11 protein-coding genes are annotated in these 15,371 nt (G+C 66.9%); 5 read left to right on the top strand and 6 right to left on the bottom strand.

The window, feature by feature from the left end; all coding sequences use genetic code 11:
- The first annotated feature begins 41 nt into the window (after positions 1-41).
- The 4 genes from rsmH to RIE32_05695 are packed head-to-tail and all read left to right on the top strand — an operon-like array spanning position 42 to position 4,270.
- Positions 42-1,028 (top strand): 16S rRNA (cytosine(1402)-N(4))-methyltransferase RsmH, encoded by a 987-nt coding sequence (gene rsmH / locus RIE32_05710; GenBank protein ID MEQ9095742.1) that lies wholly within the window; start codon positions 42-44, stop codon positions 1,026-1,028.
- Positions 1,025-1,981: a LysM peptidoglycan-binding domain-containing protein gene (locus RIE32_05705; protein MEQ9095741.1), complete on the top strand. Its 957-nt coding sequence runs from the start codon at positions 1,025-1,027 to the stop codon at positions 1,979-1,981. The genes rsmH and RIE32_05705 overlap by 4 nt, the downstream gene beginning before the upstream one ends.
- A gap of 2 nt (positions 1,982-1,983) precedes the next feature.
- A complete protein-coding gene (locus tag RIE32_05700; protein MEQ9095740.1) occupies positions 1,984-2,292 on the top strand; it encodes a hypothetical protein in 309 nt (102 codons plus the stop codon).
- Positions 2,282-4,270, top strand: a complete 1,989-nt coding sequence (locus RIE32_05695; protein MEQ9095739.1) for a penicillin-binding protein 2 — start codon at positions 2,282-2,284, stop codon at positions 4,268-4,270. Before RIE32_05700 ends, RIE32_05695 begins: the two co-directional genes overlap by 11 nt.
- Here RIE32_05695 and RIE32_05690 read toward each other — a convergent pair.
- The gene (locus tag RIE32_05690; protein MEQ9095738.1) at positions 4,198-5,139 is read right to left on the bottom strand and encodes a hypothetical protein; all 942 of its coding nucleotides are present in this window, start codon (positions 5,137-5,139) and stop codon (positions 4,198-4,200) included. The two genes, RIE32_05695 and RIE32_05690, sit on opposite strands and share 73 nt — an antisense overlap.
- Positions 5,140-5,174: 35 nt before the next feature.
- Complete coding sequence (locus RIE32_05685; protein ID MEQ9095737.1) at positions 5,175-8,372, bottom strand: valine--tRNA ligase; 3,198 nt, start codon at positions 8,370-8,372, stop codon at positions 5,175-5,177.
- 73 nt (positions 8,373-8,445) lie between these two features.
- Between RIE32_05685 and RIE32_05680 the strand changes: the two genes are divergently transcribed.
- Entirely contained in the window at positions 8,446-9,549 is a 1,104-nt protein-coding gene (locus tag RIE32_05680; GenBank protein MEQ9095736.1) for a tetratricopeptide repeat protein, read from the top strand.
- Between the two features lie 9 nt (positions 9,550-9,558).
- On the opposite strand, the gene RIE32_05675 is transcribed toward RIE32_05680, so the two are convergent.
- From RIE32_05675 to gyrA, 4 genes are read right to left on the bottom strand one after another with little or no spacing between them, the layout of a single operon-like run.
- Positions 9,559-10,500: an AsmA family protein gene (locus tag RIE32_05675; protein ID MEQ9095735.1), complete on the bottom strand. Its 942-nt coding sequence runs from the start codon at positions 10,498-10,500 to the stop codon at positions 9,559-9,561.
- A 27-nt stretch (positions 10,501-10,527) separates the two neighbouring features.
- Positions 10,528-12,198 (bottom strand): cation:proton antiporter, encoded by a 1,671-nt coding sequence (locus tag RIE32_05670; protein MEQ9095734.1) that lies wholly within the window; start codon positions 12,196-12,198, stop codon positions 10,528-10,530.
- A 21-nt stretch (positions 12,199-12,219) separates the two neighbouring features.
- On the bottom strand, positions 12,220-12,570 hold the full coding sequence (locus tag RIE32_05665) for an STAS domain-containing protein (protein ID MEQ9095733.1): 351 nt from the start codon (positions 12,568-12,570) through the stop codon (positions 12,220-12,222).
- The gene (gene gyrA, locus RIE32_05660) at positions 12,567-15,332 is read right to left on the bottom strand and encodes a DNA gyrase subunit A (protein MEQ9095732.1); all 2,766 of its coding nucleotides are present in this window, start codon (positions 15,330-15,332) and stop codon (positions 12,567-12,569) included. The genes RIE32_05665 and gyrA overlap by 4 nt, the downstream gene beginning before the upstream one ends.
- Positions 15,333-15,371: the final 39 nt, after the last annotated feature.

Here is a 15,371-nt window from a genome sequence, read left to right as displayed (position 1 = left end):
CTGTACTGCCGCCGGTGGTGCGGGGTGCAATCATGCTTGGAATGTCTGCCGGTGGCCACCAGTCCGTGCTTGCGCAGGAATCGCTCGATGTTCTGGCGTTGCGGCCGGGGGACGTGTACGTCGACGCGACGGCGGGCCTGGGAGGGCACGCGGCGATGGCGGCCGAGCGGGTGGGCCCCGACGGCGTGGTCGTGCTGAACGATCTGGATGCCACCATGCTGGCGCGTGCGGCTTCGTGGGTTCGGGCAACCCAGCCAGGGACTCGCATCGAGGCCGTGCATGGTTCGTTTGCAGGGCTCCCTGCGGCGCTGCAGGAACGGGGTCTGGCTGCCGACGCGTTGCTGGCGGATCTTGGTTTTGCCAGCCCGCAGGTGGATGACCCGGAGCGGGGGTTCTCTTTTCGTCAGGATGGGCCGCTGGACATGCGTCTGGATCCCACGTCGGGGACGAGCGCGGCGGAACTTCTGGCGACGGCCAGCGAGGCCGAAATCGCCGAGATTCTGTGGACGTTCGGCGAGGAACGAGGTGCCGGGCGGATTGCGCGGAAAGTTGTCGCTTGCCGGGAGTCGAAACCGATAACCACCACGCGCGCGCTCGCGGATCTCGTCCGGTCCTGCACCACTGGTGGCGGCATCGACCCGGCTACTCGGACGTTCCAGGCGTTACGAATAGCCGTCAACGACGAGTTGGGCGCGCTCTCGGCCCTTCTCGAGGCGATCTCGTCTCAAGCCGGGTCGACGAAGAGCGGGACAGAGCCGGTTCGAGCAGGCGAAGCGGCGAACAGGGACGGGCGTGGCCGATGGCTCGCCCAGGGGGCACGGATGGCCTTTATCTCCTTCCATTCTCTCGAGGATCGGATGGTCAAGCGTGCATTCGTGTCGCTGAGCGATCAGGGCCTGGCCCGTCGGCTGACCCGCAAGCCCATCGTTCCCGGCGATGCCGAAACGGCGCTGAATCGCCGAGCCCGGTCGGCCCGCCTGCGAGCCATCGAATTGACCCCGAACGTGGAAGGGGGACCGTCGCGTTGACCCGAGAGCAGAAGCTGGCCCTGGTACTCGGATTCGCCGCCGTCCTGGTGGTGGGGTTGCTGATCAGTGATCACCTGGCGGCTGCTCGTTCGGCCGACCTTGAGGATGCCCCGCACGACGCGACCGTGGTGGTCGACGCCAGCGAGGGCCAGGCTCTCCGGCGGGTGGTCACGCTGCCACCGGCCCAGGCCGAGTACCGCGGGCGTCCGGCGCGACAGATCGAGACGACCGACCGCGCTCTGGCTTCCGCGCCCGAGCCGCGCGAGGTCGTCGCCCCGACCCCCGAACCGGTCGCCGAGCGGCCCCAGCCCGAGCCGATCCAGTTGGTCCTGGGCGGCGACGGCGGTCTGTACGTGCCGGGCGAGCCCGCTCGCAGCCGCAGCGTGCTGGATGTCGTGGGCGATTCGGTCGCCGAGGGCGCCGAGGCGGTTGCCGAAGGTGTTCGGAAGCTGACGGGCCTGGCGCAGATCTCCAAGCCCAACGGGATGGCCGCGATGGGCCAGGACGGCGCCCGGGCGGTGTCGCGCGAGGTCTCGACCGAGCCGATGGTGGTCCAGCACCACGTGCAGCCCAACGAGTCGCTCTACAAGATCGCGGCCCGCTATTACGGCGATGGGAATACGTGGCGGCGCATCGCGGAGGACAACGCCGGCCGCGTGGGCGAGAACGGGTCGGTGCGCGAGGGTGTGACCCTGCGGATCCTCGATCCGATCAAGGGGGTCGGCTCCGAGCAACCCACGACGAGCGCGCGTGCCGAGCGGAGCAGCACGCCGGCGCCGCCCAGCAATCCGTTGACGTACACGGTCAAGTCGGGTGATACGCTGGGAGAGATCGCACAGGAGTTGCTGGGCACGGTGCGTCGCCAGCACGAGTTGATCGCGCTCAACCGCGACGTGTTGAAGGACCCGGACAACCTGCGTGCGGGCATGGTCTTGAAGCTGCCGAGCTCCTGAGCATGGCGCGTGCGAGAGTCCAGATCGGGAACGCCTTTGGCTGCAAGCTGGCCTTCTGCGTCATCGCTCTGGTCGGGATTGCCGGGGCGCTGCTGACCATCCGACAGATGCGAACGCAGGCCGCCCACGAGTTTGCCTCGTTGCGGCTTCGCGTGATGCGCGTTGATGAAGCATCCGGTCGGCTGCGGGCGGACATCGCTCGACACATCGGTCCGGCCGAGTTGCGCGAGCGTTTGGCGGAACTCGACGCACGAACGCCCGACGAGGCCGAAGCCGCCCTGGTGGGCCTGGAAGACCGCGATGACCGGTGAGACGCAACCAACGGGCGATCGCGTGCGATGGGTTGCTCCGGCCCTGGGCATTGGGTGTTCGGCGATGCTGCTGGTCATCGTGGTGCGTGTCGCCCTGTTGCAGGCGGCGCCGCCTCCTCGGATCATGGCTGTGCTGGAAGCCCGGGAGCGTCAGCACACCATTGGTGTCCCGCGTGCCGACGTCCTCGATCGGCGCGGACGACCACTGGCCGTATCGCGATACGTCCACCGCGTGTTTTTCGACCCGGTCGAGATTGCCGAGCAACTCGAGAAGGACCGCATTTCGATCGATGAACTTGCGGCGGCGATGGCGTGGATGACCGGCGAGAACGACTTCGATATCGATCGTCGCATCCAGGTGGCGCTGGCCGAGAACCGTGATCGTCGGCGAGCGATCGAGGCGGCCAAGGCCAATCCCACCGAGGACAAGCCGAAGCCGTTGATCCGGTACGTCCGCATCGGCGGGTATCTGGATGATAATCGTCTGGCAATCGTCCGGGCGCATCCGCTGCCGGGCATTCACCTGGAGCGCGAGGCCATCCGCGATCGCGTGGGTGGCGACCTGGCGGCGTCGATCGTGGGAAAGGTCGGAAGCGAGCCACAGTACAGCGAGGGTCTGGAGCGGACGATGCGCGAACGGCTGGAAGGACAGCCCGGCGCCATCACGTACACCCACGACGCGGCAGGCCGCCCGTTATGGATCGCACGGGGCGCCGCGCGGACGCCCGAACCGGCCGAGCCGCTGCACCTCTCGCTCGATCTGGAGATCCAGCGCATTGCGCGGGCCGAGCTTGCGCGGGCGGTCGAAGACGCGGACGCGGCGGGCGGGATGGTGATCGTGCTCGATCCGGCGACGGGCGAAGTGCTGGCTATGGCCGACGTGCTGCGCGAGGTCGACAATGTGCCGTATCCGTGGGCCGACGATCGCGTGCCACGGAGCGAATGGCCGCGTCGCGTCGATCTCTTCCGGCGATTCCAGTTCGTCCGACCGGATCCGCTGCGTGAGCAGGACCCTGCCATCGGTCGGAATCGCGTCGTGGAAGACGCGTACGAGCCGGGTTCGACGTTCAAGGCGTTCGTGTGGGCGGCGCTGACCGACGCGCATCCGGAACTGCTCGATCGCGTATTCGAGCCGGCGCCGGGTGGCGTGGCGTTCATCAATGGTCGGCGGCTGAGCGACGTGCGCGCCAACGGCGAGCAGACGTGGGCCGAGGTGTTGGTGAACTCATCGAACATCGGCATGGCGCTGGCGGCGCAGGAGTTCACGCCCGCCGAGTTTCGGGCAGCGCTGCAACGTTTTGGTGTGGGTGAGCCGCCGCGGGTGGGCCTTCCCGACGAGGCGCACGGCACGTTGCGCTCGCTGAAGGAATGGAACGACTACACCCACGTGTCGATCGCGTTCGGCCAGGAAGTGACCACGAGCGTCGCGCAAGTGGCACGGGCCTACTGCGCGTTTGCCCGCAACGGCAGCGAAGCGGGGACAGTGCCCTCGCTTCGACTCAGTGCCGTGGGCGTCAGCGGGCCGGACGGGCTGGTGGCGCGCCGAGCGGTCTCGCCCGAGGCGGCGCTGGCGACGCGCACCGTGATGGTGGAGATCGCCGAGAAGCTTGACGAGAAAATGCGCCGCGAGGCTCCCTTCGCGTACAACATGTTCGGCAAGTCTGGCACCGCCCAGGTGGCGCCCGAGCGAACGGAATCCTGGCATCGCCGGCCGCCGGGAGCGCGGGGCTACCTGGAGCGTCAGTATGTCTCGAGCTTCGTTGCTGGTGCGCCGCTGGATCGTCCGCGCGTGGTGGTGATGGTGAGCATCGAGGACCCCGGGCCGGAGACCATTCGCCGCAACCAGTATTATGGATCGAGCGTGGCGGGCCCCGCGGTGCGTCGAATCGTCGAGCAGGTGCTGCCTTATCTTGGCGTGGAGCCCGACCGGGTGACGGCCGAGGCTTCGTCGAGTAGCGCCCTGGCGAACGCGCGGTAGTCGTCGTCCATCGCGTCGAGATTTGCCGTGACGTATCGATGAAATGCAACAAGGCCGAGATCGCTCGCGGGCGGTCGGCCCAGTTCGCGTTGCATTCGGCCGCGGGCGGCATCGCGGAGGAGGCGTTCGATGCCGCTCCAGCGTTGTGCGTCGGTTGCCATGTAGAGACCAAGAGCCCAGAGCTGGGCGTAGTAGTCCACCGCGCGGGCCGGGTCGCTGCCCAGCAGGATCGTGGGGTCGCCGTCGAGCAACTGATCGAGCGACCGCCATCGGCTTGCTTGGTCGACTGCTTGGAGCTGGCTGAGCCGCTCGGGGTTGAGCAGTGGTTCGAAGCGATAGGTTCCCTGGGCGTCGACGACGAAACCCTCGGCCATGACGGCGATCATCTCGTCGACCCAGGTCGGTAGCGGTTCTCGGAAGGCGCGCTGCACGTACTGGTGCCAGCCCTCGTGAGCAGCGATCTTGAGGGTCAGCCTGTCATACTGCGGTGGCAGTGCGAACAACACGGCTCGCCCCCCGGCCGAGTAGCCGCCGATTTCGATAGCCAGCAGAGGGTGTGCGCTCTGGTCGACCGTTGCGCGCGTGAACTGGGCCCACTCCTCGCGGTCGGCAAACAAGAACATCTGCATGCGCCCGGGCGGACCGGGAAGGGCGGGGCCTCCGAGGGTGGAACCGGCGAACGTGCGATGTCGGGCGAGCGAGGCCTCGAGGAAGGCGGGGAGCTTGTCGGCGATGGGCAGGTGCTGTGCGGTGGTGAGCAGGTGGTAGTTTCGCGTGGTGATCTGCACGCCCTCGCGCTGCATGTAGGGCCACGGTTGGCGACGCTGGACGCCATCGGATGTTGCGCCACCGGCGCAGCCGGTGAGCATGGCAGCGCAGACGAGCAGGAGTGGGAGGACGCGTCTCAGCTCAAGCGCTCCAGGGCCTGCCGCGCGGTCGCAAGTTCCTGCTTGACGCGTTCCAGCTGTTCGCGAGATTGTTCGACGAGCTTGGCAGGGGCCTTCTCGGTGTACCCGGGATTGCCGAGGCGGCCCTCGAGGGTCCGGCGTGAGCCTTCGAGTTCGCCGATTTCGCGCTCCAGCCGTTCGCGTTCGGCGCCGGCATCGACCTCGTCTGCCAGGTTCGACAGGCGCAGTTCCCACCCGTCGTAGGCGAAAGTCGCGGCCTCGCCGTTGGCCGGCTCGGTGGTGATGGAGTCGAGTTCGGCCAGTGTGCTGACGACGCTGGCAACGGGCTGGATGGCACTGGTGAGTTCGCTGGGTGCGTGCAGGGTGACCATGCGCCTGGGCTTGACGTTGTGCTTGGCGCGCACTTCGCGAGCAGCGGTGACCAGGCCCCGGGCACGCTCGAACAACGCGCTGGCGTCGGCGTTGCGGCGCGCATCGTCGATGGCGGGCCAAGCCGCCGTTGCCATGATGCCTGCCTTGCCGGGCGTGCCCAGGTCGAAGCCTTCGAGTTGGGGAAGCGGATGGTGACCCAACTGCTCGCCGATGGCCTCGGTGATGAAGGGCATGATGGGATGGGCCAGGCGGAGGATGGCTTCGAGGGTGAGGCGCAGGACGCCGCGCTGGTTCGCGTCTTCGCGGACGGTGGGCTTGATGGCTTCGAGGTACCAGTCGCAGAAGTCGCGCCAGAACAGGTTGTAGAACACCTCGGCATAGGCGTGGAAGTTGTAGTTCTCGAGCGCCGCGTCGATCTCGTCGACGGCCTGGCCGAGTCGCGCCAGCATCCATGCATCGACCACGCCCAGTTCGTCGGGATCGACCATATCGGGGAGCGGATCGGATTGATCGAGGATGCCCAGCGTCAGGCGGGCTGCGTTCCACAGCTTGTTGCAGACGTTTCGGCCGATGTCGAACTTGGGGCTGGTGTTGCGCCCGGTCTGCGGATCAACTTCGACGGGCATGCGCACGTCCTGGGTGTGCGTGGTCATATGGGCGAGGGTGAAGCGCATGGCGTCGGCGCCGTGGCTCTTGATAATGTCCATCGGGTCAACGCCGTTGCCCAGGCTCTTGCTCATCTTGCGTCCCAGGCCGTCCTGGATCATCGCGTGGATGAAGACGTCGTTGAAGGGCACGCGGCCGGCGCCGGGCTCCTGGCCCTGGTCGGTGAGGAAGTAGCGGTTGAACATCACCATGCGGCTCACCCAGAGTGTGATGATCTCGCGGGCGGTGCACAGGACGCTGGTGGGGTTGAATGCCTCGAGCAGGCCGTCGAACTCCTCGCCGGCGATGGCCGGTTCGGGCCAGCCCATGGTGGAGATTGGCCAGAGCGCGCTGCTGAACCAGGTGTCGAGCACGTCGGGATCGCGCTCGAAGCCAGCCTCTTCGAGCAGGCTCTCGAACTCGATCGTGCCATACTTTTCTGTCTCGAAGGCGCCGGGCCTGCGCACGCAGACCATGCACACCAGATCCTCGCATTCCTGGATCTCGGCGGGGTCTCGCAGGGGCACGCCCATGTCGCTGGCGCTGATCAGGCGGTAGACGATGGGCGTCGAGGGATCATGGTCGCGCAGGCTCATCATGAGGTTGACGAGCTTGTCCTGCTTGGAGTCTTCTTCGCCAATGAAGTTGGTGAAGGTGCCGAAGGCCTTGCTCCACACGGGGATCTGGTGTCCCCACCAGAGCTGGCGGCTTATGCACCAGTCTCGCAGGTTGTCGTGCCACTGCTCGTAGGTCTTGGCGTAGCGAGCGGGATGGAACTTGATGGTCGAGTCGGTCTTGACGCCTGTGCGGGGCTTGAAGCCCTCGCTCTCGCGCTGGGTACGGTGCAGGGCGCGCTGGGCGCTGCCGCGCAGGCGGTCGTCGGTGACGCGGACGTACCACTGGTCGGTGAAGTAGGGCTCGATGGCCGCGTGGCTGCGGTAGCTGTGGCCCACGCTGTGGCGATGGGGCTTGACGCCGGCGAGCAGGCCGCGAGCCTCGAATTCCCGCTGGACGAGCTTGCGCGCTTCTTCGCGGGGCTTGCCCATGAAGATGTGCGCATCGCGAGCGCCGTCTGGGTCGGCCTCGGTCCAGCCGAAGTCGGCGCTGATGCTGGCATCGGGCGCCATGACGTTGATGATGGGCAGGTGGTGGCGGCGGCCGATCTCGTAGTCGTTGGGGTCGTGGGCCGGTGTAACCTTGAGAAAGCCTGTGGCCATCTTTGCCTTGGCGTCGTCGCTCTCGGGGTCGGGTAGCACGACGTAGTCGTCTTCGACGATCGGCACCACGCGGCCCACGATGGGCAACTGGGCCCGCAGGCCGCGCAGGGCCTTGGCCCGGGCGTCCTTGGGGTTGATGGCCACGCCCGTGTCGCCCAGGTAGGTTTCCGGGCGGGTGGTGGCCACGGTGATGTGGGCGGGCTCTTCGTCCTCGCCCTCGACGTGCTCGGTCGGGTAGCCGCGCGCGGCCAGTTCGCTCCAGGTTACTGGCTCGGTGTCGCGCGGGTCGTGTTCGTTCTTAGACGCATGCACCAGCGGATAGCGCAGGTAGGTGAACGAGCCGTCGACCTCCATCATGTCGACCTCGTCGTCGGCCAGGGCGGTGCCGGTCACCGGGTCCCAGTTGACCAAGCGCTTGCCGCGGTAGATCAAGCCGTCTCGGAAGAGGATGAAGAACGCCTCTCGGACGGCGCGGGCGCAGACCTCGTCCATGGTGAAGCGCTGGCGGTCCCAGTCGCACGAGGCGCCCATGGCCTTGAACTGCTCGGTGATCTGGGCCTCGAAGTCGTCCTTGAAGGCTTGGACGCGGGCGACGAAGTCCTCGCGGGCGAAGTCGGTGCGCCGCTTTCCCTCGCTCTCCATGAGGCGGCGTTCGACGACCGTTTGGGTGGCAATGCCCGCATGGTCGGTGCCGGGCATCCATAGGGTTTCGAAGCCCTTCATGCGGTATGCACGGACGAGGGCGTCCTGGACGGTGGTGTTCAGGGCGTGGCCCAGGTGCAGCCTGGCGGTGACGTTTGGCGGGGGAATGACGACGGCGTAGGCGGGGCGTTCGCCGCGAAGGACGGCCCTTGGGTCGGCCGAGAAGGCGTGGGCGTCGTCCCATCGCCGCCAAGCGTTGGCCTCGGCGGTTTTCGGGTCGTATTGCTTGGGTAGTTCGGGCATGGTCGAAGGGGCCAAGGCATGGTCTGCCGACAGTTATCCGGGCTGATGGGGATGAAAAGCGAGTGTAGCAAGCCGATAGTTAGTCGTAATGACACCACACGAAGAGGCCAGGCTCGCCCTGGACCGCCTGCCATCTCGATTCCCCGGCTACGAGGCCGAGGAGCCCTCCCGGAAGGGGCTGGGTCTGGGCACGCTTGCCGTCGGGGTCCTCTCGATCGGCCTGGTGGTGGCGCTGGCCGTGTTCTGGCAGGGTTCCAAGCCGCCGCCCAGTTCGGCGGCGGCCGCCCAGGCCGGGGCTCCGCCGCGGAGCGTCGACGTCGCTTCGGCGATGGAGCAGGCCCAGACCTACATCGCCGATGGTGAGCCCGCCATGGCCCTTGCCGTGTTGGAGCCGATGGTGGCCCGAGCGGATCGGGATCGCGAGTTGCGCGTCGCACTTGCTCAGGCGTATCTGGCGATGGAAGATCACCAGGCCGCGTACGACCAGTTCTCGCAGGCCATCACCCTGGGGCGAACCGACCCGCAGTTGCACTTTGCCGCAGGCACGCTGGCGTCCCGGCTTGGTCGGGGGACCGAGGCGATCGCCCACCTTCGCCTGGCGCACGAGGCGGAGCCTTCCAACGCGCAGTATGCGTTGTTCCTCGGGCAGGCCGAACTCGAAGCGGGCAACTACGCACCCGCGACCGCCGCGCTGGCGCGGGCGCGCCATGCCTCGCCCGATGACCCGCGGATCTGGGGCATGCTGGCCGAGATCGCACTGCGCGAGAACAAGGCCGAGATGGCGTTGCAGCACGCAGGTCGGGCTCGGCACCATGATCCCGAAACCGATGCGTGGAAGATCATCCAGGCGCGGGCCCTCAAGCGGATGGGTGACGCATCCAAGGCGGTCGTGGTGATCAACTCGCTATCGCCCGATGCGATGCGGACCAAGCCCGTGCTCCGGTTGGCGGGCGAGTGCTACGGCATGATGAAGCAACCGGTGGAAGCCGCACATATGTACCGAGCGGCTTCGGACGCCAGACCCAAGGACCCAGAGCTTGCCTTCGAGGCCGCCGTCTGGTTCGACCGCGCCGATGATCGTCCGACGGCGCTGGCGTACGCACGGCGGGCCAAGGAAGCCGGGCATGCCAGTGCGGCCAAGCTCGCCGAGCGGCTGGCCGATCAGCGCGAGTTCAAGTCTCAGCCGAGATAGGTGAAAGAATCAGCCGGGGTCGTCGGGCTTCGGCTCGTCTTCTTTCTTCTTCTGGCCGGGTAGGAGTCCGCCCAGGCGTTCCTTGGCTCGATCGGCTTCTTTCTGGATTGCTTCGCCGGCGTCTTCGATCGCTTCGCCAGCTTCCTCGATGGCCCCTTCCACGGGCGCGCCGAGCAGGTCGGCGGCCGCTTCGCCCAGTCCTTCGATGTTGCCCACGCCCATGTCTTCGAGATCGAGCAGCGAAGCGAGTTGACCGCCGATCTCACCGAGTACGTCTTCGGGAATGACGCCGCCGCCGACTTCGATGGCCGAGGCGAGGATGGCCTTGACGACCACGGTGGTGATTTCGGCGATCGTCATGGGTTCGCCGCCCGAGCCGACGTCGCGCAGGACGACCTCGTCGACGGTGAGCTTGGTGGTCGTCAGATCACCGATGGCGCCGCCGATTGGCACGATGTCAGCGTGGATGGTCACGTTGCGGATGGCCAGCGTGCGGACGACAAACTTCTTGGCGTCCGGGTCGGGGTCCTTCTGCTCGCCGCTCTCGAAGCGGGCGAGGTTGTCCATGATGACCTTGTAGTTGGCGCCGTCGGTCGTGCGTTCGAGGTGCAGGTCGATGCCCGCGAGCGTGAGGCTTGGTACTTCGACGACGTCATCCATGAGCGTGCCGAGGGTGACGTTGACGTCGGCATTGCCGAGCGTCAGGAAGTGCTGGGCTTCGAAGCCATCGGGATTGTCGACCGAGAGGCTGGAGAGTTCCACGCGGCCCGACAGCACGCCGACGTCGGCCGAGCCGAGTTCGGTGGGCACGTCCAGTGCGTAGGTGGCGCCGCGCTCGACGCCGCGTTCGGCCAGGGAGTCGACGTAGATCCAGCCGAGCACCAGTGCAAACACGACCAGGCCGACGAGCGGGAGGAGCACGGCGGCGGCGATCTTCAACAGCTTGCCCATCAGGTTTCCCTCACTTTCGAGAGAATGCTATGGGGCGCTGGCGTTCCCCGTGGCCATGGGCGCCAGTCGATCCGCGGCCTCGTCGGCGGCATTGGTGAACGGCTCGAGCACCAGGTCTGCGCCGAGTTGTCGGAGCCGGCGTGCCTCGCGATGGTTGTGGGCAGTGCCCGCGAAGCCGCCCCGGTAGCCAGCCTTGCCCAAGGCGTCGAGCAGTGCCCGGTTCGTGCGTAGCTCGGGCGCAGAGCAGACGACCAGTCGGGCTTGCCTGAGGGGCAGGCTCGAGCACAACTCTGGATCGGTTGCGTCGCCGTAGCGACCGTGGCGTCCTTCTTCGTTCCAGCGTCTGATTGCGCCGGGGTCGAAGTCGACGGCATAGACCGACAACCCGCGGGCCGAAAGCTGGCGCCCGATGCGACCGCCGTAGCGACCCAGGCCGATCAGGATGACATCGACGTGGAGCGGCGTTGTGGACGTGTCACTGAACTCGCGCGTGGGGTGATCTCGCTCGAAGACGCCAAGCACGGGCGCGAGCCTGTCGTAGAGCCAGGCGAGGTTCACGATGCCGTAGGTGGAACAGGCGATCGTGATGAGCGCGACCAGCGTCAGTAGCGCGAGGGCCTCTTCGGGCACGTGGCCCAGCGATACGCCCAGGGCCCCCAGGATGAGCGAGAACTCGGAGATCTGGCCGAGCGTCTGGCCGGCGTAGAAGCTCGTGCGTTTGTGATAGCCCAGCACACCGAGGATGGCCATGATGACGATGGGCTTGCCGATCAGCACGAACAGCGAGAGCGCCAGCGCCGGCAGCAGCACGCCCACCAGGCGATCGAGTTGAAGGCCCGCGCCAAGCTCGATGAAGAAGAAGACCAGCAGGAAGTCTCGCACGGGCACCAGGCGGTTGCCGATGGCTTCGCGGAAGGGCGTGCTAGCCAGGCTGACGCCCGCGACGAATGCGCCAACTTCCTTGCTGAAGCCAAGCAGATCGGCCGCGGCCGCAAGCCCGACTGCCCAGGCAATGGACGCCAACAACAGGAGTTCGGTCGACCTTGCAAGGTGGTGCGCCAGTCGGGGGATTACCCATCGCGTTGTCGCCGCGAGCACGGCGCCGGCGAGGATGGCTTTCACCAGCATCAGCCCGATTTGTCCGGCGATCTGCGACAGGCCGGCCTGGTCTCCTTCGCCGCGGTCGAGCGCCGGCAGCAGGATGAGCGCCAGGATGACGACGATGTCCTGGATGATCAGGATGCCCACGGCCAGGCGGCCGTGGAGCGAATCGATCTCCCGCCGATCGCTGAGCAGCTTGACGATGATGATGGTGCTGGAAAACGAGAGCGCCAGCGCGATATAGGCGCTGGCTGCCCACGACCAGCCCTGGAGCTGTGCGAGCAGGAGCCCGACGCCGGCGGTGAAGGCAACCTGCACGAGACCGGCCAAGAGCGTGACCACGCCCATCTGCCGGATGATGCCCACGTCGAGCTTGAGCCCGACGAGGAAGAGCAGGATGGCGATGCCCAACTCGGCGAATACTTCGAGTTCGTCGCCGTGTCCCACGAGCCCGAGCGCCGCAGGCCCGCCGAGGATGCCCGCAACCAGGAACGCGACGACCAGCGGTTGGCGCAAGAGCAGGGCCACGGCCCCCAGCACGCCGACCAAAGCCAGCAGCGCCGCAACGCTCGCGAAGCCTTCGGTGACGATCTGCATGGTCCCCCCGAGGTCGGCCGGTCAGTCCTCGTGGTCGATCTGGACGCTTGCCAGGGCGGTGAGCATGTCGGGCGAGAAGCTCAGCACGCGGTCCAGGCCGGTCGTGCGCATGACTTCGAGGACGTCGCCCTGGACGGCCACGAGTCGGAGCTGGCGGCCGGCGGGCTCGAGCGCCTGGCGGAGCTGGAGCAACTGGGCGATGTTGGAGCTGTTGATGTAGGTGACGTTCGAGAAGTCGAGCACGACGTTGGGCATCGTGTCGGCGCCTTCGAGGCCCTTGATGCGATCGAGGATGGTGCCCATCTCGTCGCTGAGCGCGGGCTCGTCGGCCAGGTTGGCCAGCACGATGTCGTCCGACCAGTCGGTTGTCATGACTCGGTACCGCCTGCGTCTTCGGGGGGCTCGTCGGTCGTCGCGGCGTCTCCCGGAGCCGTGTCGCTTTCTGCGACGGGCGCGACGGCGATGACATCGTCGCCCTCGTTGAGCTTGACCACGCGAACGCCCTTGGTGCCGCGGTTGGTTTCGCGGATGCTTTCGCCGGCCATGCGGACGAGTTGGCCGCTGCGCGAGATGACCATGATCTCCTGCCCGTCGAAGAGGCCGACGGCGGTGACGGCCTCGCCATTGCGATCGCCGGTTGCGATGTCGCGGCGTCCCTTGCCGCCGCGGCTCTGGCTGCGGGGTTTGCCGGTCTCTGGCTGGACGCGGTACTCGTCGACGGGCGTGCGCTTGCCATAGCCGGTCTCGGTCACGGTGAGCAGGCAGAGGTTGCGTTCGATGGCGGCCGGATCGGTCATCAGGTCGCCGTCTTCGTCCTCGACCATGGGGATGGCGACCAAGCCGATGACGCGCGCACTGTCGGCCAGATCGATGCCCTTGACGCCGGCGGCCGAGCGGCCCATGACGCGGACATCGTCTTCGGCGAAGCGGATGGCCATGCCATTGCTGGTGACCAGCAGGATGTCGTCGTTGCCGTTGGTGAGTGCAACGTCGTAGAGCTCGTCGCCTTCCTTCAGGCCCACGGCGATGAGTCCCGAGCGGTTGACGTTGCGGTAGGCCCGGAGCGGCGTGCGCTTGACGATGCCGCCGCGCGTGGCGAAGGTGAGGAACTGGCTGTTCGCCTCGAAGTCCTTGATCGTCAGGAAGGCCCAGACCTTCTCACCTTCTTTCAGGTCGAGCAGATTGACGATGGCGCGGCCCTTGGCGGTGCGCGCCATCTCGGGTAACTCGTAGACCTTCATCTTGAAGACGCGGCCGGTGTTGGTGAAGCACAGCAGGTGGTCGTGCGTGCTGGCGACGAAAAGGTGTTGGACGAAGTCCTCGTCCTTGCTCGTGCCGGCACGGATGCCCTTGCCGCCGCGCGCCTGGGCGCGATACGTCTCGGCGGGCACGCGCTTGGCGTAGCCGCCGCGGCTGATGGTGACCACCACGTCGTGCTCGCGGATGAGCGACTCCATGTCGATCTCGCCCACGGCATCTTCGATGGCGGTGCGGCGGGCATCGCCGTAGCGGGCCTTCATGGCCTCACAGTCGTCACGGATGATCTGCAATACGCGGGGGCGGCTGGCGAGGATCTCCTCGTAGTCCTCGATCTCGCCCACCAGCTTGGTGTACTCGTCGACGAGGCGCTCGATCTCAAGGCCCACGAGCTGGATGAGACGCATCGAGCCGATCTGCTCTGCTTGGTGGCGTGTCAGGGCGACGCCGCCGAGGTCCTCGAACTTCGCCACGTGGTCGAGCAGGCGCTGGGGGATCTGCCTGGCGGCGGGGTGCTCGGGCGGGATGCGGTAGCGCCGATCCATGAGCTTCTGAATCGCTTCCTCGCGGGTCGAGCTGCTCCGGATGAGCTTGACGATCTCGTCGATATCGATGACGGCGTAGATCTGGCCCTCGAGCAGGTGGGCCTTGCGGCGGGCCTCGCGGAGCAGGTGCTCGGTGCGGCGGCGGATGACCTCGACGCGGTGGTCGATGTAGTGCTCGATGAGTTCCTTGAGGCCGAGCGTCACCGGGCGGCGGCCGACCAGCGCGATGTTGATGATGCTGAAGGTCTGCTGGAGGGGCGTGAACTGGTAGAGCTGGTTCTCGACGACGGCCGGGTCGGCGCCTCGCTTGAGTTCGATGACTACGCGCGTCATTGCCTGGCGGCCGGATTCGTTGCGGATGTCGCTGATGTCCTTGATGCGCTCGTCCTGGACGGCCTCGACGATCTTCTCGACCAGGTTTCGCTGGCTGAGGTTGTAGGGAATCTCGTCGATGACGAGTTGCTGGCGGTCCTTGTTCAGTTCCTCGACGTGGCACACGCCGCGGAGGTAGACCTTGCCGCGGCCGTTGGCGTAGGCCTCGCCGATACCGCGCCGCCCGACGATGACGCCGCCGGTGGGGAAATCGGGGCCCTTGACGCCCAGGCGCGTCACATTGCCCTCGGCGTCGACCTCGTCCTGCATGAGTTCGAGCAGTTCGATGTCGGGATTGTCAACGACGCGCGTGATGGCGTCGAGAATCTCGCTGGGGTTGTGCGGCGGCATGCTCGTGGCCATGCCCACGGCGATGCCCAGCGATCCATTGACCAGAAGGTTCGGGAAGCGTCCCGGCAGCACCTTGGGCTCGAGCAGACGCTCGTCGTAGTTGGGCTGCATGTCGACGGTGCTCAGGTCCATGTCCTGGAGCATGTCGACGGCCGCGTGGTGCATGCGGGCCTCGGTGTATCGCATGGCCGCGGGCGGATCGCCCTCGATGGAGCCGAAGTTTCCCTGCGGGTCGATGAGCGGCACGCGCATGCGCCACTTCTGGGCCAGCCCGACGAGGGTGGGGTAGATCACGCTCTCGCCGTGGGGGTGGTAGTTGCCGCTGGTGTCGCCGGCGATCTTGGCGCACTTGAGGTGCTTGCGGCCGGGGCGCAAGTTGTTGTCGTTCATCGCGACGAGGATGCGTCGCTGGCTGGGCTTGAGCCCGTCGCGGACGTCGGGCAGGGCCCGGTCCATGATGGTGCTCATGGCGTAGGTGAGGTAGCTTTCCTGGAGCTCGCGGTCGATCTCAAGGTCGACGATGCGGCCGCCGCCGATCACCGGCGGTTGCGACCCCTCGCCCTGATCGCCGTCGTCCGAGATTCCAGCCTGATCATGCTCGTCGGCCAAGCAGCAGCCCTCCGAAGCCGGTCAAGAATTTGCCGAACA

Source organism: Phycisphaerales bacterium (assembly GCA_040221175.1).
Lineage (GTDB): Bacteria > Planctomycetota > Phycisphaerae > Phycisphaerales > UBA1924 > JAHCJI01.
The sequence above is the reverse complement of the archived record's forward strand: the minus strand, read 5'-3'. Positions and strand labels throughout refer to the sequence as shown.